This is a genomic window from Pseudomonas sp. GW822-FHT01E03 (assembly GCF_058802985.1).
In genome coordinates, this window is record NZ_JBXAOQ010000025.1 from 1 (window position 1) to 24906 (window position 24906).

General features: G+C 61.0%; 25 protein-coding genes. 13 read left to right on the forward strand and 12 right to left on the reverse strand.

The annotated features are described in order from the left end of the window. Positions 1-152: 152 nt before the first annotated feature. Positions 153-1250, reverse strand: a complete 1098-nt coding sequence (locus AC1RP7_RS27550; RefSeq protein ID WP_493182287.1) for a PLP-dependent cysteine synthase family protein — start codon at positions 1248-1250, stop codon at positions 153-155. Positions 1251-1497: 247 nt separating this feature from the next. On the opposite strand from AC1RP7_RS27550, the gene nhaA reads away from it, so the two are divergent. After that, complete coding sequence (gene nhaA, locus AC1RP7_RS27555; RefSeq protein ID WP_057716110.1) at positions 1498-2685, forward strand: Na+/H+ antiporter NhaA; 1188 nt, start codon at positions 1498-1500, stop codon at positions 2683-2685. A gap of 104 nt (positions 2686-2789) precedes the next feature. Here the strand turns inward: nhaA and AC1RP7_RS27560 are convergent, their stop codons facing one another. After that, entirely contained in the window at positions 2790-3254 is a 465-nt protein-coding gene (locus tag AC1RP7_RS27560) for an outer membrane lipoprotein (protein ID WP_057716111.1), read from the reverse strand. A gap of 165 nt (positions 3255-3419) precedes the next feature. On the opposite strand from AC1RP7_RS27560, the gene AC1RP7_RS27565 reads away from it, so the two are divergent. Beyond that, positions 3420-3656, forward strand: a complete 237-nt coding sequence (locus AC1RP7_RS27565; protein WP_493182203.1) for a hypothetical protein — start codon at positions 3420-3422, stop codon at positions 3654-3656. Positions 3657-3661: 5 nt separating this feature from the next. On the opposite strand, the gene pdxH is transcribed toward AC1RP7_RS27565, so the two are convergent. From pdxH to dinG, 5 genes are all read right to left on the reverse strand, one after another. After that, entirely contained in the window at positions 3662-4309 is a 648-nt protein-coding gene (gene pdxH / locus AC1RP7_RS27570) for a pyridoxamine 5'-phosphate oxidase (RefSeq protein WP_340316524.1), read from the reverse strand. A gap of 24 nt (positions 4310-4333) precedes the next feature. After that, positions 4334-5341, reverse strand: a complete 1008-nt coding sequence (locus tag AC1RP7_RS27575) for an OmpA family protein (RefSeq protein WP_493182201.1) — start codon at positions 5339-5341, stop codon at positions 4334-4336. 113 nt (positions 5342-5454) lie between these two features. Further along, positions 5455-6600, reverse strand: coding sequence for a serine hydrolase domain-containing protein (locus AC1RP7_RS27580; protein ID WP_057716115.1), 1146 nt, complete (start codon positions 6598-6600; stop codon positions 5455-5457). A 213-nt stretch (positions 6601-6813) separates the two neighbouring features. Next, positions 6814-9306 (reverse strand): beta-galactosidase, encoded by a 2493-nt coding sequence (locus AC1RP7_RS27585; protein WP_493182199.1) that lies wholly within the window; start codon positions 9304-9306, stop codon positions 6814-6816. Positions 9307-9402: 96 nt separating this feature from the next. Next, complete coding sequence (gene dinG / locus AC1RP7_RS27590) at positions 9403-11547, reverse strand: ATP-dependent DNA helicase DinG (RefSeq protein WP_493182197.1); 2145 nt, start codon at positions 11545-11547, stop codon at positions 9403-9405. Between the two features lie 99 nt (positions 11548-11646). Here dinG and AC1RP7_RS27595 point away from each other — a divergent pair, with 99 nt between their 5' ends. After that, a complete protein-coding gene (locus AC1RP7_RS27595) occupies positions 11647-12111 on the forward strand; it encodes a CopD family protein (RefSeq protein WP_057716117.1) in 465 nt (154 codons plus the stop codon). Positions 12112-12264: 153 nt separating this feature from the next. On the opposite strand, the gene AC1RP7_RS27600 is transcribed toward AC1RP7_RS27595, so the two are convergent. The 4 genes from AC1RP7_RS27600 to AC1RP7_RS27615 form a co-directional block, all read right to left on the reverse strand. Next, positions 12265-13023, reverse strand: a complete 759-nt coding sequence (locus AC1RP7_RS27600) for a hypothetical protein (RefSeq protein ID WP_090453531.1) — start codon at positions 13021-13023, stop codon at positions 12265-12267. Beyond that, complete coding sequence (locus AC1RP7_RS27605) at positions 13016-13294, reverse strand: DUF1145 domain-containing protein (protein ID WP_057716119.1); 279 nt, start codon at positions 13292-13294, stop codon at positions 13016-13018. The genes AC1RP7_RS27600 and AC1RP7_RS27605 overlap by 8 nt, the downstream gene beginning before the upstream one ends. A gap of 148 nt (positions 13295-13442) precedes the next feature. Beyond that, entirely contained in the window at positions 13443-14150 is a 708-nt protein-coding gene (locus AC1RP7_RS27610; protein WP_218495055.1) for a PA1041 family peptidoglycan-binding anchor lipoprotein, read from the reverse strand. 91 nt (positions 14151-14241) lie between these two features. Further along, complete coding sequence (locus AC1RP7_RS27615; protein ID WP_057716121.1) at positions 14242-14931, reverse strand: PA1041 family peptidoglycan-binding anchor lipoprotein; 690 nt, start codon at positions 14929-14931, stop codon at positions 14242-14244. Positions 14932-15120: 189 nt separating this feature from the next. On the opposite strand from AC1RP7_RS27615, the gene AC1RP7_RS27620 reads away from it, so the two are divergent. The 4 genes from AC1RP7_RS27620 to AC1RP7_RS27635 all read left to right on the forward strand — a co-directional run bounded on the left by AC1RP7_RS27620 (position 15121) and on the right by AC1RP7_RS27635 (position 16890). Then, complete coding sequence (locus AC1RP7_RS27620) at positions 15121-15618, forward strand: DUF6231 family protein (RefSeq protein WP_090453527.1); 498 nt, start codon at positions 15121-15123, stop codon at positions 15616-15618. A 4-nt stretch (positions 15619-15622) separates the two neighbouring features. Then, positions 15623-16099: a YchJ family protein gene (locus AC1RP7_RS27625; RefSeq protein ID WP_057716123.1), complete on the forward strand. Its 477-nt coding sequence runs from the start codon at positions 15623-15625 to the stop codon at positions 16097-16099. Positions 16100-16186: 87 nt separating this feature from the next. Beyond that, positions 16187-16681 carry an LEA/WHy family protein gene (locus tag AC1RP7_RS27630; protein WP_090453523.1) on the forward strand — a complete coding sequence of 165 codons (495 nt, stop codon included), beginning with the start codon at positions 16187-16189 and terminating at the stop codon, positions 16679-16681. Continuing rightward, positions 16678-16890, forward strand: coding sequence for an SEC-C metal-binding domain-containing protein (locus AC1RP7_RS27635; RefSeq protein WP_015093814.1), 213 nt, complete (start codon positions 16678-16680; stop codon positions 16888-16890). The genes AC1RP7_RS27630 and AC1RP7_RS27635 overlap by 4 nt, the downstream gene beginning before the upstream one ends. 149 nt (positions 16891-17039) lie before the next feature. Here AC1RP7_RS27635 and AC1RP7_RS27640 read toward each other — a convergent pair whose 3' ends face one another. Continuing rightward, positions 17040-17597 (reverse strand): cysteine hydrolase family protein, encoded by a 558-nt coding sequence (locus tag AC1RP7_RS27640; RefSeq protein ID WP_150812934.1) that lies wholly within the window; start codon positions 17595-17597, stop codon positions 17040-17042. Between the two features lie 194 nt (positions 17598-17791). On the opposite strand from AC1RP7_RS27640, the gene AC1RP7_RS27645 reads away from it, so the two are divergent. The 6 genes from AC1RP7_RS27645 to AC1RP7_RS27670 all read left to right on the forward strand — a co-directional run bounded on the left by AC1RP7_RS27645 (position 17792) and on the right by AC1RP7_RS27670 (position 24792). After that, entirely contained in the window at positions 17792-20242 is a 2451-nt protein-coding gene (locus AC1RP7_RS27645; RefSeq protein ID WP_493182195.1) for a penicillin acylase family protein, read from the forward strand. 352 nt (positions 20243-20594) lie between these two features. After that, positions 20595-21377 carry a transporter substrate-binding domain-containing protein gene (locus AC1RP7_RS27650; protein ID WP_057716127.1) on the forward strand — a complete coding sequence of 261 codons (783 nt, stop codon included), beginning with the start codon at positions 20595-20597 and terminating at the stop codon, positions 21375-21377. A gap of 56 nt (positions 21378-21433) precedes the next feature. Continuing rightward, positions 21434-22162: an ABC transporter permease gene (locus AC1RP7_RS27655; RefSeq protein WP_057716128.1), complete on the forward strand. Its 729-nt coding sequence runs from the start codon at positions 21434-21436 to the stop codon at positions 22160-22162. Next, a complete protein-coding gene (locus AC1RP7_RS27660; protein WP_057716129.1) occupies positions 22159-22869 on the forward strand; it encodes an ABC transporter permease in 711 nt (236 codons plus the stop codon). Before AC1RP7_RS27655 ends, AC1RP7_RS27660 begins: the two co-directional genes overlap by 4 nt. Before the next feature lie 26 nt (positions 22870-22895). Further along, on the forward strand, positions 22896-24014 hold the full coding sequence (locus AC1RP7_RS27665) for a succinylglutamate desuccinylase/aspartoacylase family protein (RefSeq protein ID WP_340316505.1): 1119 nt from the start codon (positions 22896-22898) through the stop codon (positions 24012-24014). A 13-nt stretch (positions 24015-24027) separates the two neighbouring features. Further along, the gene (locus tag AC1RP7_RS27670; RefSeq protein WP_057716131.1) at positions 24028-24792 is read left to right on the forward strand and encodes an ABC transporter ATP-binding protein; all 765 of its coding nucleotides are present in this window, start codon (positions 24028-24030) and stop codon (positions 24790-24792) included. Positions 24793-24906: the final 114 nt, after the last annotated feature.

Here is a 24906-nt window from a genome sequence, read left to right on the forward strand (position 1 = left end):
GGAAGCCTGATACGCGATCCCGAAACAATGCAAAACCCTGTGGGAGCGAGCTTGCTCGCGATAGCGGTAAATCAGTCAACATAGGTGTTGAATGTTATGCCGCCATCGCGAGCAAGCTCGCTCCCACAGGGGTATTCGATGTCTGAAAGATCTCAGATATTGGCGCGCAAAACCGAGTCCGGCAACGGCTCACCCCGCTCCACCGTCGCTGCCACCGCAGCCATCAAACCACTCAGCTCATACCCCTGAGCCTTGAGCCAGCCCTGATCGTAATAGGTCGTGGCATAGCGCTCGCCGCCGTCACACAGAATCGCCACCATCGACCCCGTCTCCCCTGCCGCCTTCATGTGCTGGGCGGCCATCAGTGCGCCGATCAGGTTGGTCCCGCTCGACCCGCCCACATGCCGTTCCAGACGCTCCGCCAGGTAGTGCATGGCCGCCAGCGACAAGGCATCCGGCACCTTGACCATCGCGTCGATCACCTTGGGCAGAAACGACGCTTCCACGCGCGGCCGGCCGATGCCTTCGATACGCGAGCCGTGGTCCAGTCGCAGGCTGGCATCGCCGGTCTGGTAGTAATCGAAGAACACCGAACGCTCGGCATCGGCACACAGCACGCGGGTGCCATGCTGGCGATAACGCACATATCGGCCCAGGGTGGCCGTGGTGCCGCCGGTACCGGGGCTGGAAATCAGCCAGCTCGGTTCGGGATGCTGCTCGAAACGCATCTGCTGAAAGATCGACTCGGCAATGTTGTTGTTCGCCCGCCAGTCGGTGGCGCGCTCGGCGTAGGTGAACTGGTCGATGAAGTGCCCGTCGTGTTCACGGGCCAGGCGCTCGGACTCGGCGTAGATCTGGGTCGGATCGTCCACCAGGTGGCTTTGGCCACCGTAGAAGGCGATCTGCGCAATCTTCTCCTTGGACGTGGTCGCCGGCATCACCGCAATGAACGGCAAGCCCAGCATGCGCGCGAAGTACGCTTCGGAAATCGCCGTCGAACCGCTGGATGCCTCAATCACCGGCGCACCGGGCTTGAGCCAGCCGTTACACAGCGCATACAGGAACAGCGAACGGGCCAGGCGGTGCTTGAGGCTGCCCGTGGGGTGGCTGGACTCGTCCTTGAAGTACAACTCGATGCCTGGAAAACCCGGCAGCGGCAAGGGGATCAAGTGGGTGTCGGCGCTGCGCTGGAAATCGGCTTCGATGATCCGAATCGCTTCGCGGGACCACTGTCGGTTGTCGCTCATGATGGTTTTCTCGTTGTTTCGGGCAGGAGTCGGCCTTTTGACAAGGCTCATCCAACAAGCTTAGGAAAAATCCTGCATCCAGCACAGGTACAGATGAAATCCAATACGCCCGGCAACTGCTAGGCTCAGGTCGGTGCCGAGGGATCACTCTGTAACGGCATATAACAAAAAAGAATATAACTTTTGTTTTAACAACTAACGGTACTTGTTAGGGTGTAACACCTTTTGAATTCATGGATGGAGAGCGACCTTGCCTCTGCGTAGCACTTTCACGCGTTTCTTTCAGTTGGAAGCTGCCAGCGGTCTGTTACTGATCGCCGCTGCCGTTCTGGCTCTGATCATCAACAACTCGCCGCTGTCGTGGCTGTACAACGGCCTGCTGGACACCCCCGTGGTGGCGCAGATCGGCGCACTGAAAATCGCCAAGCCCTTGCTGCTCTGGATCAACGACGGCCTGATGGCGCTGTTCTTCCTGCTGATCGGCCTGGAAGTGAAGCGCGAAGTCCTCGACGGCCAGTTGTCCAAACCGTCGCAGATCGTCCTGCCCGGTGCCGCCGCCATTGGTGGCATGGTGGTGCCGGCGCTGATCTACTGGTACCTCAATCGCGACACGCCAGCCGCCCTGAACGGCTGGGCAATCCCGACCGCCACCGACATCGCCTTCGCCCTTGGCGTACTGGCGCTGCTGGGCAAACGGGTTCCGGTATCGCTGAAACTGTTCCTGATGACCCTGGCGATCATCGACGACCTTGGCGCGATCATCATCATTGCGATCTTCTATTCCGGCGCGCTGTCGACCCTGTCTCTGGCGCTGGCCGCGACCTGTATTGCGGCGCTGATCGGGATGAACCGGCTTGGCGTGGTCAAGCTCGGGCCGTACATGATCATTGGACTGATCCTCTGGGTCTGCGTGCTCAAGAGCGGTGTCCACGCCACCCTGGCCGGCGTGACCCTGGCATTCTGCATTCCGTTGCGCACGAAAAATGCCGAACCTTCGCCACTGCTTGCCCTGGAGCATGCCCTGCACCCGTGGGTCGCCTACGGCATCCTGCCACTGTTCGCCTTTGCCAACGCCGGCCTGTCCCTGAGCGGTGTCACTGTCGAGAGCTTCACTCATCACGTCCCCATGGGCATCGCCATCGGGCTGCTGCTGGGCAAGACCGTCGGTGTCTTCGGCCTGACCTGGCTGGCCGTGAAAACCGGTATCGCCGCCCTGCCCCAAGGTGCCAATTGGGGCCAGATACTGGGCGTGGCGATTCTCTGTGGCATCGGTTTCACGATGAGCCTGTTTGTCGGCTCGCTGGCCTTCGAGCCAGGCGTGAGTGATTTCGCCGGGATGGACCGCATGGGGATCTTGACCGGTTCGATTCTGGCTGCGCTGATCGGTTATGTGGTGACGGCGATGGCGAGCCGCAAGAACAGCGCGCTGGCCTCCTGATAAACCGCCATAACGGCCGGCATCAATCAGGACTCACCTGAGCTGAAAAACAAAAAACCCGATCAGTCACCTGATCGGGTTTTTTGTTTAGCCGGTGTTTGCGCTTAATGCGAAACGCGGCTGGTGCCATTCACACTTGCAATGCGCACACGTTCGCCAACACGGAACACTTCGTTCGGCTGAACTTCCTGAACGTAGGCGCGCATGCTGCCATCGTCTTCGCGCACGGTGATTTCCACACCCTGGGTGCGGGTCAGGCCTTCTTCAGCGGCTGAACCGAGCAGGCCACCGGCCACGGCACCGATAACCGCTGCAACGACGCTGCCTTTGCCGCCACCGATGGCACTGCCGCCAACGCCGCCGACCACTGCACCTGCAGCGCCGCCGATCGGGGTTTTGGTGCCTTCGATTTTCACCGGACGCAATGCTTCGATGGTGCCCATGCGAACGGTCTGCACGCGACGCGCCTCGTCACGGGAGTAGGAGTCACCGGTCAGGCTCGATTGGCAACCAGTGAGCAACATCGCCATCGTGGAAAAGGAAGCAACCAGCAGAACAGACTTACGCATAGCATCAACTCCAAAAAAACAGTTGTTCATTAAACTCCGCTGCTTGACGCCTGTCACGGCATCGCCCGGGTAAAATTGGTTTGATTCAGGCTCCGTTAAGGCGCTTCCACGAACTCACACAGTAGCGGCAAATTCGCAAAGCCGCCCCACTGGCCAAGGATTTCCATGGATTACTTTATCATCGTCGTCACGACTGTTGCCGGTTTGTACTTCCATTGGTGGCTGTACGTGCGGATCAAACGCTGGATGGAGCGCGACCTGGCGCTAGCGCTGGCGGGCAAGGACGAGCAGAAAAAAGCCTTCATGCTCGAACGATTGGCGAGTGCTCAGGCGCAGAAGATCAAGCGTCGAGACCTGCCGAAGTGGCTGGAGGCCGCTGCGGCAGGCTATCCCGATCGGTAGACTGCTCAGGGTGCCAGACGTTCAAGAATCCAGTCGGCGCCCTGCTGACGGTAATTGAGGCGGTCGTGCAGGCGGCTTGGGCGACCCTGCCAGAATTCGATGCGTTCCGGCAGCAGGCGATAACCACCCCAGTGTTCCGGGCAATGGGGCTGGGTGTCGCTGAAACGTTGCTCGGTGTCCTTGAGCAGCGCTTCGAGCTCGCTACGATCGGCGATCACCTGGCTCTGCGGCGACGCCCAGGCTCCCAGGCGACTGCCCAGTGGACGAACCTGATAGTAGGCGTCGGACTCTTCAGGCGTCACCTTCACCACCCGCCCTTCGATGCGCACCTGGCGCTCCAGCGCCGGCCAGAAAAACGTCATGGCCGCGAACGGATTCGCGGCCAGTTGCTGGCCCTTGGCGCTGTCGTAGTTGGTGAAAAAGGTGAAGCCCAGTTCGTCCAGGCCCTTGAGCAACAGAATGCGACAGTGCGGTCGACCGTCCTGGTCAACGGTGGCCAGGGTCATGGCGTTGGCTTCCACCGGGACCTGTTCGGTTTTCACCGCGTCGGCGAACCATTGGTGGAACAAAGCAAACGGCTCGGCCGGGGCTTGTGCCTCGGTCAAGCCATCACGGGTGTAGTCACGACGCATATCAGCCAGGCCCTGGGTCATGGCGCATTCCTTTTGGTTAACGAATCACTGCTTTGCAGTATCAGTGGCGGCGACTTTCTTGTCAGCCGTCGAGGCTTTGGCTGGCGTGGTCTTTTTTGCCGGTGTTGCGGTTTTCGCAGGTGTTTTCTTGGCCGGGGCTTTCTTCGCCGAAGCTTTTTTCACCGCTGGAACCGCAGCCTTTTTAGTCGCAGGGGCCGGTGTCACAGGCTTGGCGACCGGCTTGGCGTCCGCGGCAGCAACCATGCTTACCGGGGCGGGAGCCGGCATGTTGTACTTGCTCAGCAGCGCGACCATGGTGTTTTGAGGGGTCACCAGCAGTTCCACGCGACGGTTCAACGCACGACCTTGCACGCTGTCGTTGGCGGCACGCGGCGCATCACCGCCCAGGCCACGCAGCATCAAGCGATCACGCTGCAAACCACTGAGACGGAAAATCGCCGCAACGGACTGGGCACGCTCCTGGCTCAGTTTGACGTTGGCAGGCACAGCGCCGGACGTATCGCTGTGGCCGAGGATCAACACAGCAGTCTTTGGATCGGCTTCAAGGATCTTGGCAACGCGGGTGAACGGACCGAGCGTGACCGGCAACAGCATGGCCGGACGATCAGGGTTGAACGAGCCTTCGACCGGCGCAGTCACCACCAGCACGTTTTCGCGGCGCTCGAGTTGCATGTTGCTGCCCTTGACCGCCTCCCGCAGACGCGGTTCATAGTCGTCAAGCCAGGCCTGGGTGACTTTCGGGTCGGGCATCGGCACAGCCTTGGCGGTGCTCTGCTCGCTACCGCCGAACGGCCAGTACCACTTGCTGCCGCTATCGGTTCCGGCCTTGGCCACCGCAACCGGTTTGACTTCAGGTTTCACCTCCGGCTTGACCACAGGCTTGCCGGCACTGTCGTCGGAACTGAACGGCCAGTACCAGTGGCTGCCGCTTTCAGTCTTGGCGACAGGTGCCGTCACGTCTTTCTGTGGAGTCTGTGCGCAACCGGTAATAGCGAAGCACAGGGCCAAGGCGAGGGTTTTATTGGATGACATTGGATATCCACAAGAATGAAGTCAAAAAAATCAGGCCACATTGGCCGGTACAAACAAACACTTTGAAACTGAAAAGGTTATCGGGTTCCAACCCTGGAACCCGATAGCCGTTTTTACAGACAAGTGGCCAGAGCCCGCACCAGCTTTTGCGCACGCGGGTCCATCAAGACGTACGGCCCCAGGGTATTTGTCACAAATCCGAAAGCCACGTCGTGCTCCGGGTCGGCAAAACCGATGGAGCCGCCGGCACCCGGATGACCGAACGCCCGCGGGCCAAGGCCGAAGGTGGCATTGGCAACGTCCGGTTGATCGAGCATGCAGCCCAGACCGAAACGGGTCCGGGTCAGTAAGGTCTTGTCCTCGCCGAGGCTGTGCTCGCGGGTCAGTTCATCGAGCATTTCGCTTTCCAGCAGGCTGCCGTCGAGCAGGCCGGCATAGAACCCGGCCAGGCTGCGGGCATTGCCATGGCCATTGGCGGCCGGCTGTTGCATGCGTCGCCACTCGGGCTTGTTGGTGCTGGTCATGATCGACGGAGGGTTGGTGAACGCCCGGGTCGTCATGGCCGCTGGCTCACGCATGGTCACTTGCAGCAGGCGCTGGGCAGCGGCATCGCCGACATTGCCCTTGCCCCGCGCAATGTGGGCCACGCGATGGAACTCTTCGTCGGCCAAGCCCACATGGAAGTCCAGCCCCAACGGTTTGGCGACCCGCGCGACGATGGATTCACCCGGCCCACGACCGTCGGCACGGCGCAGCAATTCGCCGATCAGCCAGCCATAGGTGATCGCCGCGTAACCGTGGCCTTCGCCCGGCGTCCACCACGGCGTTTCGGCGGCCAGGGCGTCGACCATGGTTTGCCAGTCGTAAAGGGCTTCGGGGGCCAGTAACTCGCGCAATGCCGGAAGGCCGGCCTGATGGCAGAGCAGTTGACGCAAGGTGACGGACTCTTTGCCGGCAGCGGCAAATTCGGGCCAGTAGCGCGCGACCGGGGCATCCAGTTGCAGCTTGCCTTCGGCCACCAATTGCAGCGCGGTGACAGCGGTAAAGGTCTTGGTGCAGGAGAACAGATTGGCGATAGTGTCGCTGTGCCAGGCCTCGGTCCCGTCCTTGTCGGCAGTGCCGGCCCACAGATCGAGGACGGTTTCGCCGCCGACCTGAATGCACAACGCTGCGCCACGTTCCTGGGGATCGTCGAACAGCGCCGCGAACGCCTCTCGCACCGCTTCGAACTTAAGCTCGTAATGACCCTGAATCTGCACCCGCAACTCCCCCGGATTAACGCTCTACAAAGTGGCGGGCATTGTTCCAGCCCTTGAGGGTTTTGGGAACAGGATTGGGCCGGGCGGTTGTGGCGAGGGGGCTTGCCCCCGTCGGAGTGCGTAGCGCTCCCAAATTTTTCGGCCGCTGCCGAGATTTTGGGGTTGCTACGCAACCCAACGGGGGCAAGCCCCCTCGCCACAGGGTTTCAGCTTTTAATGGCCTTTGCCGGAGTGCCCGCCAGCACCCTTCCCCGGCCCCTTGCCGGCGTCGGCCTTGCGGCCGCCCTCGGCGTCGTGGCTGGCTTTGTCGGCGGCGGCCGCAGCCTTCTCGGCCTCTTTGCCCAATTGCTCGACTGTCGCCAGGTTACTTTTGCGCACGTTGTCGACAAAACCCTGGAACGGCAGATCAGTGATGCCCACCAACCCGAAGTGACCGTTTTCGCCGTCAAGCAGGCGCCCGGTGACCGGTTGATCGAGGTACTGGAACCAATGCACGCCAACAATCGACGGCTCGCTCAATGCCTGCTTGATGAAGTTGGCGTACGCCGGACCGCGGTCTTCCTCCTTCACCAAAGGCGTAACGCCGCCCCAGAACGGGCCACGATCAGCCGAGCCGAAATTGAACTCGGTGATCAGTACCGGTTTGTCGAGACTGCGCAGCCTGGCGAAGTCGTAACCATCCTGGGGTTGCAAGGTGTACATGTTGAAGCTCAACACGTCGCAATACTGGGCGCAGGACTCCACGGCCTCCGGCGTGCTGATGGCGAAACGGCCGCCGAGCAATAGCTGGTTCGGTGCGTGCCACTTGAGCGAGTCGGAGATGGTCTTGAAGTAAGTGTCGGCAAAGACCTTCTGGAAGTATTTGAAGTCGGCTTCGATTTCCGGGTGCTCGGCGCTTGGCAACGGCGGCACGAATCCCGGATCTTCCATCAGTTCCCAGGCCGCCAGATCGATGCCCCAGGCTTTCGACAAGCCAGCCTGATTGCGGTACTTGTCACGCAGTTGCTTGAGGAATGCGCGCTTGGCCGGCACGTCGGTGGTCATTTTCAAGGTGCCGTAGGCCAGGGCATACCGGGCTTTCGGGTCATCCCCGGGACCGGCCCAGGCCAGTTCGTTGTCGGCGTAGTAACCGATCAACCACGGATCGTCACGATGATCGCGGGCGGCAATGGCCACGGCACGTTCGGTGGCCATGGCGAAACGCGGGTCGAAGGGGTCGGGCATGCCGCCCCACCAGTCGGTACCGGTGCTGATGCTGGCGTAGTCGCCGACGATCGACAGCGGCAAGGTGTAGGGCACGCGATCAGCGTCGCCCAATACGGGTGCGCTCCAGTTGCCAATGGTGTTGAAGCCCCAGGCCTGCAAGCGATCAAGGGTGTGACTGGCCCAACGTTGCTCGTCGAACAGCGGCTTGCACGGTTCGGCGGTTTTTTGCTCGGCGGCTTTCGCTACCGTCGCGTCAGTCCTGGCCGCTTCGGCGACACCAGACTCGGCAGTTGCTGGCACTACAGGTTGCTCCGCCGCCTTGGCCGCGGTCGCCTCAACTGCATCCGCCTTGGCCGCCGCGGCGACGCCCGCCTTGGTATCGCTGCCCTTCACACACGGGTCGCCATACAGGCGCTGCAGGTTGGCACCGTAGAAGTCGTACCAGCGACCGGCATTGTAGCCACGCCCTTGATCGGCACCGTTGCCGCCACGGTTGTCGCCTTCGCCGTAGTGGCTGGCGAGTGCGTCATCTGCTTTGGGCAGGGATTCGAACATCCACTCACGACCGGCAACGTAGGTCGGGTTGACGTCTGCAGCGACGGTGTTAACCCCGAGCGAATAAAACGGATGGCCTTGCGGCGTCACCAGATACCAGCGTCCATCGCGTTTCTCGGTGCGGAAAAAGCCACTGGCCTTGAAGGACGGGCCTTTGGTCAAACCACCGAACTTGTCCAGGGAGGACTTCTCGCGCTCGGCCAGCCAGGTTTTCAGTTGCTGCTGCTCCTTGCTGGCGGCGCTTTTCAGTTGTTCGTCACTGCTGATTTTTTCCGGCCATTTGTTTCGGGTCGACTGGCCGTAGGCATCCACCAACCCGCCATACACGGCTTGGGTTATCGACTCACCGTCCTGCACACCAAAGCGCTCCAGCAGGATGCTTTGCGCGGCTTTGGGCTGGTCCATCGACAGGCTCACCGACACCACCCGGCTGCGATCCAGCTCACCGGCGCTGCTGGCCAGCAACACTCGCTGCCCCTCAACGGTCATCGGCATCGGCGGACCAGCCTTCATGCCCTGGCTCAGCGGTGATGTCGCCTGCAAAGGCACCAACAGGGTTTGCGCAGGCCCCGCCGGCAGATCGACGCGGCTGACCAGTGTCTTGCCGTCGTTGCTCTGGATGGTCACGTACAGGGTCAAGGCCCAGTTCATGGCGCTCTGGATCCGCAAGCTCATGACGCCCGACTGCGACCAGTCCCAGGCGCCGGTTTGCGGAGTCAGGCGCAACGTCGGCCGGGCGACCGGGTTGAACGTCACCCGGCGCAGCACTTCGCCCTCGGGGGTTTGCTCGGCGTTGGATTGCGGCAGGCTGGCGTCCTGAGTCGCCACCTGAACCACGTCGGCGGGGCGCACAAAGTTGAACAGCGTCTGCTGGCTGGCCGGGGCGGCCAACAGCGGTGTTGCGAACAGCATGGCAAAAACAGCAGGCAACGAACGGCAAATCATGAGAACGAAATTCTCCCTAACGACCTTCAATGGGCCAGTGGAAAAGCGATGGCAGAGAGATAGACAACGCGGCGGGCAAAACTGCCCACCGGTGATTCAGGAAATTTCTCGACGGAACGGCGGCAACGCATTGAGGATGGCTTTGCCATAGCGCTGGGTCACCAGGCGCCGGTCGAGCAAGGTGATGGTGCCGCGGTCTTCTTCGGTGCGCAGCAAGCGACCGCAGGCCTGGACCAGTTTCAGCGAGGCGTCCGGCACGGAGATTTCCATGAACGGATTACCGCCCCTGGCTTCGATCCATTCGGCCAGCGCCGCTTCGACCGGATCATCGGGTACCGAGAAAGGAATCTTGGCAATGACCACGTGCTCGCAATAGGCGCCGGGCAAGTCGACCCCTTCGGCGAAGCTCGCCAGGCCGAACAACACGCTGGAATCGCCGCCATCCACCCGCGCCTTGTGCTTGTTCAGGGTTTCCTGTTTCGACAGGTTGCCCTGGATGAACACTTGCTTGCGCCAGTCGCGGTCCAGGCCGTCGAACACGTCCTGCATCTGTTTGCGCGAGGAAAACAGCACCAGCGTACCCCGCGAACCTTCGACCAGCTCAGGCAAGTCACGAATGATCGCGGCGGTATGCGCCGCTGCATCACGGGGATCGGCGTTCAGGTTCGGCACCCGCAACACACCGGCGTCGGCATGATGAAAGGGGCTTGGGACCACGGCGGTCACGGCTTTTTTCGGCAGGCCAGCGCGCATGCGAAAGCGATCGAAGCTGCCGAGGGCCGTCAAGGTCGCCGACGTCACCAGGCAGCCATACGCCACGTTCCACAGGTTGCGCCGGAGCATTTCCGCCGCGAGGATGGGGCTTGCATTGACCTCGATATCGAACAGCGAGCCGCTTTCGGCCAGGGTCAGCCAGCGCGCCATGGGTGGGTTGTCTTCCGGGTCTTCGACGGTGAAGGCGGTCCACAACTCCCAGTTGCCGGAAGAACGCGACAACAAGCTGCCGAACAGTGGATACCACTCCTCGGCCTGGTTGCTGGCGATGCCAATGTTGACCTCGCCGTCCATGCCCTCCTTGAGCAACTCGGTCAGGCGGGTGAACAGATCGGTCAGCCGTGCGAAGCCTTTCTTCAGTTCGATGCCCATTTCACGCATGTGCTCGGGAATCACCCCGCCGACGAATCGGTGACGCGGGCGCTCGCGGCCTTCGACGTCTTCGCCGGGCTTGAAATCGGCAATCTGCTCGCACGCGGTGAACATGAACTGCTGCTGGGTCTTGATCTCCCGCGCCAGTTCCGGCACCTGCTCGATCAACTTGCCCAGATCCCCCGGCAATGGATGCTGGGCCAGAAGTTTGGTGAGGTTCTTGGCGGTGGTTTCCAGCCAGTCGGCGGTGGAGCGCAGGCGCGTGTAATGGGCGAAGTGGCCGATGGCCTTGTCAGGCAGGTGATGGCCTTCGTCGAACACGTAGATGGTGTCGCGCGGGTCCGGCAGCACGGCGCCGCCGCCCAGGGCCAGGTCGGCCAGTACCATGTCGTGGTTAGTGACGATCACGTCGACCTTGCCCATGCCTTCGCGGGCCTTGTAGAAGGCGCACTGGCCGAAGTTCGGGCAATGACGGTTGGTGCACTGGCTGTGATCGGTGGTCAGGCGCGCCCAGTCGGCGTCTTCCAGGGCGGTGGACCAACTGTCGCGGTCGCCGTCCCACTTATTGCCGGCGAGTTTTTCGATCATGCTGGTGAAGAGCTTCTGACTGGCCTCGTCGACCTCGATCTTGAAACCTTCTTCTTCGAACAACTGAGCGGTGGCGGTCTGCGCGTGGCCTTCCTGGAGCAACATGTCGAGCTTGGACAGGCACATGTAGCGCCCGCGTCCCTTGGCCAGGGCGAAGCTGAAATTCAGCCCGCTGTTGCGCATCAGGTCAGGCAAGTCCTTGTAGACGATCTGCTCTTGCAGGGCCACGGTGGCCGTGGCGATCACCAGGCGCTTGCCGGCGGCCTTCGCCGTGGGAATCGCCGCCAGGCTGTAGGCCACGGTCTTGCCGGTACCGGTGCCGGCTTCCACCGCGACAATCGCGGGGTCGCCACTGCGCCGGCCTTCGTCGTCGGTGTCGATGTCACCCAGGACCTTGGCGACTTCGGCGATCATCAGGCGTTGGCCGTAGCGCGGCTTGAGGCTCTTGGCTTCGAGAAAACGCGAGTAGGCGCCCTGGATCGTGGTTTTGAGTTCAGTGCTGATCATGGATTGTCGGGCGCAAAAAACGCTGGATAAATTTTCAGTAGTTCGGTTCGGTCGCTATCATACCCCGCTAATGAATCCCGCGCAGAACGGAGTAACCCAATGACACCTTTTAGCCTCATTTATAGCCTGCACGTACTGGCGGCCCTGGTCTGGGTCGGCGGAATGTTTTTCGCCTGGATGGTCCTGCGCCCCGCCGCAATCAAGGCACTTGAAGGCCCAGCCCGACTGAAGCTGTGGGTAGAAGTGTTTCAAGGCTTTTTCCGCTGGGTCTGGGTGGCGGTGGTGCTATTGCCAGTCAGCGGCGTGGGCATGCTGCACATGCAATTCAACGGTTTTGAAGCCGCGCCGCGTTATGTGCAGGTGATGATGGGCTTGTATGTGGTAATGACCGCGCTGTTCATCCGCATTCAGGCGCTGATGCTGCCGGAACTGCGCACCGCGGTGGCCGAGCAGGATTGGCCAGCCGGTGCAGCGGTGCTGGGACGGATCCGCAAGTTGGTGGGGATCAATCTGCTGGTAGGGTTGGCTTTGGTGGTGATTGCCGCGGCCCGGCCGATGTTTTGATTCTGCCGAACTTTTGTGGCGAGGGGGCTCGCCCCCGTTCGGCTGCGAAGCAGTCGTAAACCAGACACCACTAACCTTCGCGATTGCCGGAAATGGGGCCGCTTCGCGGCCCAACGGGGGCAAGCCCCCTCGCCACAGGGCTTTCGGCGCTTCTTACAACCGCTGCACAGTCACCGAACCAGCGGCACCTTCAGGCCCAGGCTGACCATCAGCCCCGGGTTTACCGCTCTTGCCACCATCGGCCTTGTAAATCAGGCAGCCCTTGGCCTTGCCACCTGCGCCCGGTTTGCCGCCCGGGCCGGCCAGGCCACCGGCGCCGCCAGCCACCTGAACCTTGATCCGGTCTGCCGGGAAGTCGTGCGGCACTGCCAGTTTGACCAGCGCCCCCGGTGCTCCCGGCTGACCATTGCTGCCATCGCTGCCATCGGCACCGCGACCGGCCTGCCCCCATGTGCAGCCCGGTTCCTGGCCGTTACCCCCATCAAGACCAACGAACCCCGGTGCACCCGCACCACCGCGAGCATCAACGGTCAATTGCGCTGCGTTCAGTGTCTTGATCTGCAAATCAAGGCTGCGTCCGGATCGAGCGGCCTTCTGGTAGGTCCCGGGTGAGCCACGGGAGGTGATCTGGCTGCCTTCGGACAAATCAGCGCGACGGACCTTCAGCGCCAGCGCCTGTTCCCCCGGCACGATGGCAATGCGCGCTTCACGCCCCAGATGCAATTCACCCACGGTGACTTCGGTGACGTTCGAAGGAATCAGCAAGGTGCCGTAATCGGCCACTTCCAGGCGTTCCAGTTGCAGGGCGCTGGCGGTGTTGGGCAAGCGCATCAGCGAGTTGGGTTCGACACTCACTACCTGTGCGCAGGCCAATGGGCTGATGAGTGCGGCGAGCAGACAGAGTTTACGCATGGGAAGCCTTCGAAGCGGTGGGGGCTGGAATGGTTTGCAGGTGGAATACGCCGAAAATGACGATCTTCAGGCGGTCAAGCCAGGGATGGGCGCGACCTCGAAGGCTGCGATAGCACAGCAACGCTTCCAGAAGATGGATGAACCCCAACAGGCCGCCGGCCAGGTTGACCAACGGATGCAGCGGAAAGACAAACGGTGTGAGCAGATTGACCAGCACTACCGCCCAGAACAGCAAGGTCAGCAATCGCCCCAGTCCCCATATGAATTTCATACGCGCCCCCGATGAGAATTATTGTTTGCGCGCACAGTAACGGCTTCCACGCGGGATAAGCCAGAGGGCAAGGGAAAATTCTTCATGGAGGCCGCCGAACGGCCGTCGCAGCGATCACACCAGTCGCTCGACGGCTCTATCTCTTGGCTCAGCGGTTTATATGCAGTTCCACGCGACGGTTTTTCGCACGGCCTTCTTCTGTTTCGTTGTCGGCAATCGGTTGGCTCTCGCCCTTGCCTTCACTGGTGATTTTGTTCGGCGCCACACCCTGGCTCAACAGGTATTCCGCCACGCTGCTGGCACGCCGCTCCGACAAGGCCTGGTTATAGGCATCCGAACCGACACTGTCGGTGTGGCCGACCACCTTGATGCTGACCACATCGGCATCCTCGAACTTGCTCATCAACGCATCCAGTTGACTCTTCGCCGTCGGGGTCAGCTCGGATTGATTGAAGACAAACAGTACATCGCTCAGAGTAATGACTTCGGATTGCGCAGGCTCGACCTGGACGCTGTCCGGGTACTGCGGCACCACGCAACCGCGATGGTCGACCGGGGTATTGGCAGGGGTATCAGCGCAACGGTCGCGTCGGTCGAAAACGCCGTCGCCATCTTCGTCGCCATCCTGGGCATAGCAGATCAAGCCGCCGGACAAGATACCCAGCGCCGCCCCACCCCCGGCCCAGGCACTACTCTCGATTGCGCCCAGACCACCACCGACCAGACCGCCGATGAGGCTGCAAATTGGCCAGGTGCGTTGATTGAGGGGGGCGGTGCCATCGCTGTGGGTCGCGCAGCCGGTCAAGAGGCTGCCAAGTAGCAGAACCGGCAAGACGGTCCTTGTGAGAACGATCATGTTGAAAGCTCCTGTGTCCCCGGCCAATACCGGTTACACAGGAGTAAAGACCCGCATCCGCGACTGCACAAGGCGCGGATGCGAGGGGGGCCTAACGCTGGATTTTGATTTCGGTACGGCGGTTCTGTGCACGACCGTCAGCGGTTTTGTTGTCTGCAACCGGCTGGCTTTCACCGGCACCGACAACCGACACGAAGTTGCTGCGAGGTACGCCTTGATCGATGAGGTATTCAACCACCGAGTGGGCGCGTTTATCCGACAGTTTCTGGTTGTAGGCGTCGCTACCCACGCTGTCGGTATGGCCGGTTACGGTCAGTTGAGCAGTCGGGGCTTCGGCTTTCAGGCGAGTGGCAATCTTGTCGAGTACCAGTTTGTCGGACGAGGTAAGCGTGGCTTTATCAAACTGGAAGTGGACATCGCGAATGACGATGGTTTCTTCCTGGACCACAACCGCTTCTTCGACCACAGGCGCAGGTGGTGGGCAACCGTTGGCATCGACTTGAACGCCTTTAGGCGTGCCTGGGCACTTGTCGCGACTATCCGGCACACCGTCGCCGTCTTCGTCGCCATCACCGTGCACCCAGCAATAAGCCGCTGCCGTACCGCCGACGAGCAGAGCACCATACCCTGCCCATGCCGAGCTTTCGGTCGCTCCGAGGCCCGCACCCACGACACCACCAACAGCCGCACAGGTCGGCCAGTCGGTTTTCTGCAAACCTGCGCAACCAGTCAAGACACTGGTTAGCAGAACCAAGGGTAATGCTGTCCGAACTATGCTCATCTAGTTTTCTCCTGAAGGATCGGCTTAGAACCGATTCAGGTAGTAAAGACCCGAGTTTTAAACTCCGCCAGCAATAGGCCATGCTGTTTATTCGCGTATTAACGGCAGCTTGGCGCTTTTGTCGCCAAGGCGCTCTAGGCCCGAACGTAAGGGCAGGCTAGTCTTGGCAGATCTGATTGAGGATCTTCGATGACTGCAGGTATTTCTTCACGCACGCCACAACAGGCACTGGCCGCGTTACTCGACCGATATGCCCCCGCACGTCTGTTGTTGATCGGCGCCAGCGAGTTCCCGGCACTGGAGGCTTTCAAACTCGCTCACCCGGACAGCTGCGTCGCTTTCGCCGCCCCCGGGCCGTTGCCCGACGAGTTGGCGGCCCGCCGTTTCGACCTGGCCCTGGTGGTCGATTGCCTGGAGCATCTGCCCAAGCGCGACGGCCTGAACCTGCTGGGTGGCATCCGCAACCTCAACGCCAGCCGCATCGCGGTGCTGGCGGATCTGCCGGCCTGTGGCTGGCAGGAAACCGACTTTTTCTCCCTGGCCCTGCAAGCCAGTGAACGCTTCCAACGGGACGAACAGGTCCTGACCCTGTTTACCTACGATCTGCTTGAATACAAACAAGTCCCCGACTGGCTCAATTCGCGCTTCTGGGCCAATCCGGAAAACTTCGGGAAATACTGGTGGTAATGCAATGAGTACATCCATTTGCCCTTGCGGCAGCGGCACCCTGCTCGACGCCTGCTGCGGTCACTACCATGCCGGACACCCGGCGCCGTGCGCGCAAACCTTGATGCGCTCACGCTACAGCGCTTATGTGCTGGGGTTGGTCGACTATCTGGTGGCCACCACCCTGCCCGCCCAACAGGCTGGCCTGGACCGTCAATCGATCAGCGACTGGAGCGCGCAAAGTACGTGGCTGGGCCTTGAGGTGGAAAGCTCCGAAGTGCTGGGCGGCCAGCCTGAACACGCTTTCGTGACCTTCACCGCGCGCTGGCACGACAGCAATGGCGAGCACAGTCATCGAGAGCGCTCATCCTTCGTACAGAACGCCGGGCGCTGGTATTTCATCGACCCGACCGTGCAACTCAAACTCGGGCGCAATGACCCTTGCCCGTGCGCGAGTGGGCAGAAGTTCAAGAAGTGTTGTGCGGGGTACTTCAGCAGCTAGTACATGGAATGACTGACCACCACGCAGGAGCTGTCGAAGGCTGCGATCCTTTGGGTCTAGACTGGAGCTCAAGGGAGAAACACCACGATGATCATCCGCCGCTGCGCACTCTGTCTGCTCACCTTGTTCCTGACACTGGGACTCGGCGGCTGTGCCTCGTGGTTCGACGACGACTTGCCGGACCCCGAGGTCCATCTGGTGAAGATCGAGGTGGTCAACGCCAAACTGCTGGAACAGAAACTCCTCCTGCATTTTCGCATCGACAACCCCAACGACAGCGACCTGACCGTGCGCGGTCTGGAGTACCGCGTTCACTTGGGCGACATACTGCTGGCCGACGGCGAGTACGAACACTGGTTCACCATCAGCCCCAGGCACAGCGCTTACTTCAAGGTACCGATCCGCACCAACCTGTGGTCCAAGGTCCGTGATCTGGCCAAACTGCTGAAAAAATCCGATCAACCCATTCCCTATCGTCTGGAAGGTGAACTGGAAACCGGTATATTCATCACCCACTACGTGCACCTGACGCGCAATGGCGTGATAATCGCCGCCGATTTAATTCCGGAGCAACACCGATGACCCAGCAACCCCATGTCCACGGCCCTGACTGCAATCACGATCATGATCATGACCATCACCACCATGATCACGACCACGGCCATGTCCACGGTCCGAACTGCGGCCACGCTCACCAGGAACCGGTGCGCAATGCCCTGAAAGACGTCGGCCGCAACGATCCGTGCCCATGCGGCAACGGCAAGAAATTCAAGAAGTGCCACGGCGCTTGATGCTTCGGGCGAAGACTTGCTTCGCCTGTTGAATCGTCTTCGCGAGCAGATCTGTGCTGTGAATGCAGTTCCCTTGCTCGCGATGGACTGTCAGTCGACATCTGTGTAGCTGACACACCATCGCGAGCAAGCTCGCTCCTACAGGTTTTTCAGTCAGCCGTTAATACACATGCGGTGCTGACCACCGTCGCATACTCACCGTGCAAATTCCCCAGCGACATCGCATGCACCACTTCGGCGCTATGGGCTTGGCCAAAGAAATCAGCCTTGTCGAAGGTAAAGCACGCATCCTCGGCCACCCACGTATCAAACCCCAGGTTGCCCGCGGTACGCGCCGTGGACTCCACCGAGTTGTGGGTCGCGACACCGACGATGATCAACTGCCCGATCCCCGCCTCGCGCAACTGCGCCTCCAGCCCCGTCGAACAAAACGCATCCGGCACCTGCTTCTGGATCAAGCGTTCACCGGCCATTGGCTCAAACCGTTCCTGAAACTCCACCCCCGACTGCTGCGGCCAGAATACCGAGTCCTCCGAGCGGGACAGGTGTTGCACATGGATCACCGGCCTAGCGGTGCATCGCCAATGGCCAAGCAAGTCCAGCATGCGCGCTTCGGCCTCTGGATTATTCCTGCGGCCGAGCCTGGGATGCAGGATGCCCTTTTGTTGATCGATGATGATCAGTGCCGCGTTTGCCTTGAGCTCCATGCCGACTGTTCTCCTGGATTGTTGAGCGTTTCGCACTTCAACATCTCCCATTGCGACTGACAAGACTGCGATCTTTCCGGTTTATCAGACAAATCCTGAAATAACCTTGTACCCCGCTTGCGCGGCCACCTCCCGCTCACTAACGTAGCGCCTTTATTGCGCGCCGCCGCCTCTACCCCCGCAGGAGCTTTGCCATGGCCTCGCCAGCCCTTACTCATTTTCTACCCCGGTTCGGCGTTGCCGCAGCAGTGGCCGGTGTGTTGAGCCTGACCGGTTGTCAGAACTTCAACGCCCAGGACACCCTCCCGCCGACCTCCGGCGTACAACCACTCAAGGGCTTGGCGCAGAGCGTTTCGGTGCGCCGCAATGCCATGGGCATGCCGCTGATCGAAAGCAACAGCTTCCACGATGCGCTGTTCACCCTCGGTTACGTGCATGCCAGCGACCGCATCACCCAGATGGTCACCCTGCGCCTGCTGGCCCAGGGCCGTCTGGCCGAGATGCACGGTGCGGACCTGCTGGATGCCGACCGTTACATGCGGGCGGTCAACCTGAAGAAAAGTGCTGGCGAGCTGTACAAGGCCTCTTCACCGCGCCTCAAGCGTTTCTTCGAAGTCTATGCGCGCGGGGTCAACGCCTACCTGTTCCGCTACCGCGACAAACTGCCGGCGGATCTGGCAGCCACCGGCTACAAGCCTGAGTACTGGCAGCCGGAGGATTCGGCGCTGATTTTCTGCCTGCTGAACTTCAGCCAATCGACCAACCTGCCGGAAGAAATTTCCTCGCTGGTACTGGCCCAGACCGTCACCACCGACAAACTTGCATGGCTGACGCCGTCGGCTCCCGACGAAAAACTGCCGGTCGCCGAAAGCGAAAAACTGCAAGGCCTCAAGCTCAACGGGCAAGTACCGGGGCTGGCCGAACTCAGCAAAGCCACGGGCCAACTGTCGGACCTGAACCTGCTGGGCGCCACTTCGTCGAACAACTGGGCCATCGCCCCACAACGCAGCCGCAGCGGCAAGAGCCTGCTGGCCAGTGACAGTCATGGCCCGCTGGGCGTGCCTTCATTGTTCAGTCACGTGCAGATTCGCACGCCGAAGTATCAGGCATCCGGCGTGACCATCGCGGGTCTGCCGATGGTGCTTGGAGGTTTCAACGGCAAGGTGGCGTGGAGCATGACGTCCGTGATGGGCGACAACCAGGATCTGTTCCTGGAGAAGATCAAGCGCCAGAGCAACGGGCTTACCTACGAAAACGCCGGGAAGTGGCAGCCGGCGATCGTGCGCAACGAAACCTATTTCGTCAAAGGCCAGCGGCCGATTCGCGAAGCGGTGTACGAAACCCGCCATGGCCCGCTGCTCAACAGCGCCCAGGGCACCACGCTGGCCAATGGTTTCGGCCTGGCCTTGCAGACGCCGAACTTCACCGACGACAAGACCCTGGACGCGCTCTTCGACCTGTCCCGCGCCCAGAGTGTCGAGAAAGCTTCGGATGCCAGCCGCGAAATCCGCGCCATTGCGATGAACCTGGTATTCGCCGACGCGAATCACATCGGCTGGCAAGTCACCGGTCGTTACCCGAACCGCCGCGAAGGCGAAGGCTTGCTGCCCTCGCCGGGCTGGGAAGGTCGATACGATTGGGACGGTTACGCTGACCCAATGCTGCACCCGTACGATCAGGACCCGGCTCAGGGCTGGCTCGGCACCGCCAACCAGCGAGTCATTCCCCATGGCTACGGCATGCAGCTGTCCAATTCCTGGGCGGCTCCGGAGCGCGGCGAGCGCCTGGCCGAACTGGCCGGCGCAGGCAAACACGACAGCCGCAGCCTGATCGCCATGCAATACGACCAGACCACCACCTTCGCTGCCAAGCTGAAGAAAATGTTCGAAGCGCCGGGTATGGCCCAGCCACTCAAACAAGCCATGGACGCCTTGCCGGCGGCCGATCGCGCCAAGGCACACGAAGCCTACAGCCGCTTGATGGCGTTCGACGGCAAGCTCGGCCCGACCTCCACCGATGCGGCCATCTACGAACTGTTCCTGCAGGAAAGCACGCGGCAGATCTTCCTCGATGAACTGGGCCCGGAAAGCAGCCCGATGTGGAAAGCTTTTGTCGCCGACGGCAAGTTGTCCTACGCGGCCCAGGCCGATCACTTGCTCGGGCGTGAGGACAGCCCGTTCTGGGATGACGTGCGCACCGCACAGAAAGAAGACAAACCGGCCATCCTCGCCCGCAGCCTCGCCGCCGCGATCAGCGCCGGCGACAGCCAGTTGGGCGGTGATCACAAAGCCTGGCAATGGGGCAAACTGCATCGCTATGAATGGAAAAACAGCAGCGGCCAGACCGTACGCGGACCGCTGCCGGCCGGTGGCGATCACACCACTCTCAACACCGCCGCCTTCGCCTGGGGCCAGGACTTCAACACCACGCTGGCGCCAGCCATGCGCTTTATCGTCGACTTCGGCCAGTCCGAACCGCTGATGGCGCAGAACGGCACCGGCCAGTCCGGCAACCCGGCCAGCCCGAACTACCTCAACAGCATCGAGCCGTGGATCAAGGGCCAGTACATGAGCCTGCCGATGCAGCCGCAGAACTTCGACAACGCCTATGGCAAGGCGCGGTTGACGCTGACACCCGGTAAATAACCCAGCCCTTTACTTGCCCGCGATAGCGGTCTGACATTCAAAATAGAGGTTGAATGTTGAATCGTAATCGCGGTTGCGCTGACTCAAGGACAAGTCATGTAACGAGGTGGAGTGCCCGGCCCTGCGAAACCTGCTCGGTCAATCCGTTCTTTTGTGGCGAGTTGATTTGGTGCACCCATTTCCCTGCGCCCGTTTTCGTGCATAAATCTGTCTCCGGCCATTTCCAAGTACCTAAATAAAACGCTTGTTCGGCACTCTGGTTCGGAAATTGCTACTTTCAACAGGTCTTACGCTTTCCAGTAACAATAATTCTGCGCCACAAGCGCTCATATTGGTTTTTAGGGATTGAATAATGAAAAAAGCATTGCTGACCCTTTCTGCACTGGCGTTGTGCATGGCGGCTGGTTCCGCCATGGCGAAGGAGTACAAAGAACTGCGTTTCGGCGTTGACCCTTCCTACGCACCGTTTGAATCGAAAGCGGCCGATGGCAGCCTGGTAGGCTTTGACATCGATCTGGGGAACGCGATCTGCGCCGAACTGAAGGTCAAGTGCAAGTGGGTCGAGAGTGACTTCGACGGCATGATTCCGGGCCTGAAAGCCAATAAATTCGACGGTGTGATCTCGTCGATGACCGTTACCCCGGCCCGTGAAAAAGTCATCGACTTCTCCAGCGAGCTGTTCTCCGGCCCAACCGCCTACGTGTTCAAGAAAGGCTCCGGCCTGACCGAGGACGTCGCCTCGCTGAAGGGCAAAACCGTAGGCTACGAGCAAGGCACCATCCAGGAAGCCTACGCCAAAGCCGTTCTCGACAAGGCCGGCGTGAAAACCCAGGCCTATCAGAATCAGGATCAAGTGTATTCCGACCTGACTTCCGGCCGTCTCGACGCAGCGATCCAGGACATGCTGCAAGCCGAACTGGGCTTCTTGAAGTCACCAAAAGGTGAAGGCTACGAAGTCAGCAAGCCAGTCGACAGCGAACTGCTGCCTGCCAAAACTGCGGTCGGTATTAAGAAAGGTAACACCGAGCTGAAAGCACTTTTGGATAAAGGTATCAAAGCGTTACACGATGATGGCACCTACGCCACCATTCAGAAGAAACACTTTGGCGATCTGAATCTGTACAGCGGCAAATAATGCCCGGCGCCCATCTCTCGATGGGCGCTTTTTTCATCCGATCAGGTTGCTGATTTATGTTCGAAACCTTATTAGAAAATCTGGGGCTCTCTGCCTTCAGCCTCAAGGGCTTCGGTCCGCTGCTGATGCAAGGCACCTGGATGACGATCAAGCTGTCGGCGTTGTCGCTGTTGCTGGCCGTGCTGCTCGGGCTGCTCGGCGCCAGTGCCAAGCTGTCAAAAGTCAAACTGATGCGCGTGCCTGCCCAGCTCTACACCACACTCATTCGCGGCGTTCCGGACCTGGTCCTGATGCTGCTGATCTTCTACAGCCTGCAAACCTGGCTGACCTCGTTTACCGATTACATGGAATGGGAATACATCGAGATCAACCCGTTCAGCGCCGGGGTCATCACCCTGGGCTTCATCTATGGTGCGTATTTCACTGAAACCTTCCGTGGCGCGATTCTCGCCGTCCCACGGGGTCAGGTCGAAGCGGCCACCGCCTATGGTCTCAAGCGCGGCCAGCGTTTCTGGATCGTGGTGTTCCCGCAGATGATGCGTTATGCCCTGCCGGGTATCGGCAACAACTGGATGGTGATGCTCAAGGCCACGGCCCTGGTGTCGATCATCGGCCTCGCCGACCTGGTCAAGGCTGCCCAGGACGCCGGTAAAAGTACCTATCAGCTGTTTTATTTCCTGGTGCTTGCCGCGCTGATCTACCTGGTGATCACCAGCGCGTCCAACGTCATCCTGCGCTGGCTCGAACGTCGTTACTCCGCCGGGACCCGGGAGGCCGTACGATGATCGAACTCCTGCAGGAATACTGGAAACCCTTCCTCTATAGCGACGGCAACAACATCACCGGCCTGGCCATGACGATGTGGTTGCTCAGCGCTTCGATCTTCATCGGTTTTATCGTGTCGATCCCGCTGTCCATCGCCCGTGTATCGCCGCACTTCTACATCCGTTGGCCGGTGCAGTTCTATACCTACCTGTTCCGTGGCACGCCGCTTTATATCCAGCTATTGATCTGTTACACGGGGATCTACAGCCTGGCCGCCATTCGGGCCCAGCCCGTACTGGACGCGTTCTTTCGCGATGCGATGAACTGCACGATCCTGGCCTTCGCCCTGAACACCTGCGCCTACACCACGGAGATCTTCGCCGGGGCCATCCGCAGCATGAACCACGGCGAAGTCGAAGCGGCCAAGGCTTACGGCCTGACCGGCTGGAAACTGTATGCCTACGTGATCATGCCATCGGCCCTGCGTCGCTCGTTGCCGTACTACAGCAACGAAGTGATCCTGATGCTGCACTCGACCACCGTGGCCTTCACCGCGACCATCCCGGACGTGCTCAAAGTTGCTCGGGACGCCAACTCGGCGACTTTCCTGACCTTCCAGTCGTTCGGCATCGCCGCGCTGATCTACCTGACCGTCACTTTTGCGCTGGTCGGCCTGTTCCGCCTTGCCGAACGCCGATGGCTGGCCTTCCTCGGGCCGACCCACTAGGCCTCAACCTGCTTCAGGAACAACAGATGCGCCACCAGAAACATGACCTGCTGGCCCCGCTGCCGGGGACCGCGAGACAGATCCACAGCTTTCACTTCGGCCCTCAATCGGCCAACGGCAAGATCTACATCCAGGCCTCCCTGCACGCCGACGAAATGCCCGGCATGCTGGTGGCCTGGCACCTCAAGCAACGCCTGGCGGAGCTGGAAGCCGCCGGGCGCCTGCGCAGCGAAATCGTGCTGGTGCCCATCGCCAACCCGGTGGGCCTGGAACAGGTGCTGATGGATGTGCCGCTGGGTCGCTACGAGCTGGAAAGCGGCCAGAACTTCAACCGCTGGTTCGTCGACCTCAGCGAGGAAGTCGGCAACGCGATCGAAGGTAAGCTCGGTGACGATCCGCAGCACAACCTGCAATTGATCCGCAGCAACCTGCGCGACGCGCTGGCCCGGCAGACCGCCGGCACCCAATTGCAATCCCAGCGCCTGACCCTGCAGCGACTGGCCTGCGACGCCGACATGGTGCTCGACCTGCATTGCGATTTCGAAGCGGTCGCGCACCTCTACACCACACCTGAAGCCTGGCTGCAGGTCGAGCCGCTGGCCCGTTACATCGGCGCCCAAGCCAGCCTGCTGGCAACCGATTCCGGTGGCCAGTCGTTCGACGAATGCTTCACCCTGCTCTGGTGGCAATTGAAGGATCGCTTCGGCGAGGACTTCGACATTCCGCCGGGCAGTTTTTCGGTGACCGTCGAACTGCGCGGTCAAGGCGACGTCAATCACCCGCTGGCCAGCCTCGATTGCCAGGCGCTGATCGATTACCTGATCCATTTCGGCGCGATCGCCGGCGAACCCGCGCCCCTGCCCGACCTGCCCTATCCGGCGACACCGCTGGCCGGTGTTGAGCCGGTGGCCACGCCCGTCGGCGGCCTGCTGGTGTTTACCGCGCGGCCGGGACAGTACCTGGAAGCCGGGCAACTGATCGCCGAGATCATTGATCCGGTCAACGATCTGGTCACTCCCGTTCATTGCGCCACAGCCGGGCTGATGTACGCCCGCTCGCTGCGCCGCATGGCCACTGCCGGCATGGTGATCGCCCACGTCGCGGGCACCGAAGCCTATCGCAGCGGCTATCTACTTTCGCCTTGAGGATGCACGCCCCATGTACAAATTGACCATCGAAGGCCTGCATAAAAGCTACGGCGACCATGAAGTCCTCAAAGGTGTTTCGCTCAAGGCCAAAACCGGCGACGTCATCAGTCTGATCGGCGCCAGCGGCTCGGGTAAAAGTACCTTTCTGCGTTGCATCAACTTCCTGGAACAACCCAACGATGGCGCCATGAGCCTCGACGGGCAGAACATCCGCATGATCAAGGATCGTCACGGCATGCACGTGGCCGACGCCAATGAACTGCAGCGGATTCGCACCCGTCTGGCCATGGTGTTCCAGCATTTCAACCTGTGGAGCCACATGACGGTGCTAGAAAACATCACCATGGCGCCGCGCCGGGTGCTGGGCTGTGACAGGAAAGAAGCCGAGGATCGCGCCCGGCGCTACCTCGACAAAGTGGGGCTGGCCCCCCGTGTGGCTGACCAATACCCGGCATTCCTGTCCGGCGGTCAGCAACAACGGGTAGCGATTGCCCGCGCACTGGCCATGGAGCCGGAAGTCATGCTGTTCGACGAACCGACTTCGGCGCTGGACCCGGAACTGGTGGGTGAAGTGCTCAAGGTGATCCAGGGCCTGGCCGAAGAAGGCCGGACCATGATCATGGTGACCCACGAAATGAGCTTCGCCCGCAAAGTGTCGAGCCAGGTGTTGTTTCTGCACCAGGGCCTGGTGGAGGAAGAAGGCGCACCGGAAGAAGTGCTGGGCAATCCGAAAAGCGAGCGGTTGAAGCAGTTCCTCAGCGGCAACCTGAAGTAACACCTGACAAAAAACCTGTGGGAGCGGGGGGGGGGGGGGGGGGGGGGGGGGGGGGGGGGGGGGGGGGGGGGGGGGGGGGGGGGGGTGGGGGGGGGAGGGGGGGGGGGGGGGGGG

Bases quoted from the DNA above. Each gene is read 5' to 3' on its own strand.
- AC1RP7_RS27565 (WP_493182203.1), top strand. From the start codon at position 3,420: ATGGATTACTTTATCATCGTCGTCACGACTGTTGCCGGTTTGTACTTC.
- AC1RP7_RS27575 (WP_493182201.1), bottom strand. From the start codon at position 5,341: ATGTCATCCAATAAAACCCTCGCCTTGGCCCTGTGCTTCGCTATTACC.
- AC1RP7_RS27625 (WP_057716123.1), top strand. From the start codon at position 15,623: ATGAGTACATCCATTTGCCCTTGCGGCAGCGGCACCCTGCTCGACGCC.
- AC1RP7_RS27620 (WP_090453527.1), top strand. From the start codon at position 15,121: ATGACTGCAGGTATTTCTTCACGCACGCCACAACAGGCACTGGCCGCG.
- AC1RP7_RS27640 (WP_150812934.1), bottom strand. From the start codon at position 17,597: ATGGAGCTCAAGGCAAACGCGGCACTGATCATCATCGATCAACAAAAG.
- AC1RP7_RS27650 (WP_057716127.1), top strand. From the start codon at position 20,595: ATGAAAAAAGCATTGCTGACCCTTTCTGCACTGGCGTTGTGCATGGCG.
- AC1RP7_RS27600 (WP_090453531.1), bottom strand. From the start codon at position 13,023: ATGCGTAAACTCTGTCTGCTCGCCGCACTCATCAGCCCATTGGCCTGC.
- AC1RP7_RS27670 (WP_057716131.1), top strand. From the start codon at position 24,028: ATGTACAAATTGACCATCGAAGGCCTGCATAAAAGCTACGGCGACCAT.
- AC1RP7_RS27605 (WP_057716119.1), bottom strand. From the start codon at position 13,294: ATGAAATTCATATGGGGACTGGGGCGATTGCTGACCTTGCTGTTCTGG.
- AC1RP7_RS27585 (WP_493182199.1), bottom strand. From the start codon at position 9,306: ATGATTTGCCGTTCGTTGCCTGCTGTTTTTGCCATGCTGTTCGCAACA.
- AC1RP7_RS27610 (WP_218495055.1), bottom strand. From the start codon at position 14,150: ATGATCGTTCTCACAAGGACCGTCTTGCCGGTTCTGCTACTTGGCAGC.
- AC1RP7_RS27595 (WP_057716117.1), top strand. From the start codon at position 11,647: ATGACACCTTTTAGCCTCATTTATAGCCTGCACGTACTGGCGGCCCTG.
- AC1RP7_RS27635 (WP_015093814.1), top strand. From the start codon at position 16,678: ATGACCCAGCAACCCCATGTCCACGGCCCTGACTGCAATCACGATCAT.
- AC1RP7_RS27655 (WP_057716128.1), top strand. From the start codon at position 21,434: ATGTTCGAAACCTTATTAGAAAATCTGGGGCTCTCTGCCTTCAGCCTC.
- AC1RP7_RS27660 (WP_057716129.1), top strand. From the start codon at position 22,159: ATGATCGAACTCCTGCAGGAATACTGGAAACCCTTCCTCTATAGCGAC.
- AC1RP7_RS27665 (WP_340316505.1), top strand. From the start codon at position 22,896: ATGCGCCACCAGAAACATGACCTGCTGGCCCCGCTGCCGGGGACCGCG.
- AC1RP7_RS27560 (WP_057716111.1), bottom strand. From the start codon at position 3,254: ATGCGTAAGTCTGTTCTGCTGGTTGCTTCCTTTTCCACGATGGCGATG.
- AC1RP7_RS27630 (WP_090453523.1), top strand. From the start codon at position 16,187: ATGATCATCCGCCGCTGCGCACTCTGTCTGCTCACCTTGTTCCTGACA.
- AC1RP7_RS27645 (WP_493182195.1), top strand. From the start codon at position 17,792: ATGGCCTCGCCAGCCCTTACTCATTTTCTACCCCGGTTCGGCGTTGCC.
- dinG (WP_493182197.1), bottom strand. From the start codon at position 11,547: ATGATCAGCACTGAACTCAAAACCACGATCCAGGGCGCCTACTCGCGT.
- pdxH (WP_340316524.1), bottom strand. From the start codon at position 4,309: ATGACCCAGGGCCTGGCTGATATGCGTCGTGACTACACCCGTGATGGC.
- AC1RP7_RS27615 (WP_057716121.1), bottom strand. From the start codon at position 14,931: ATGAGCATAGTTCGGACAGCATTACCCTTGGTTCTGCTAACCAGTGTC.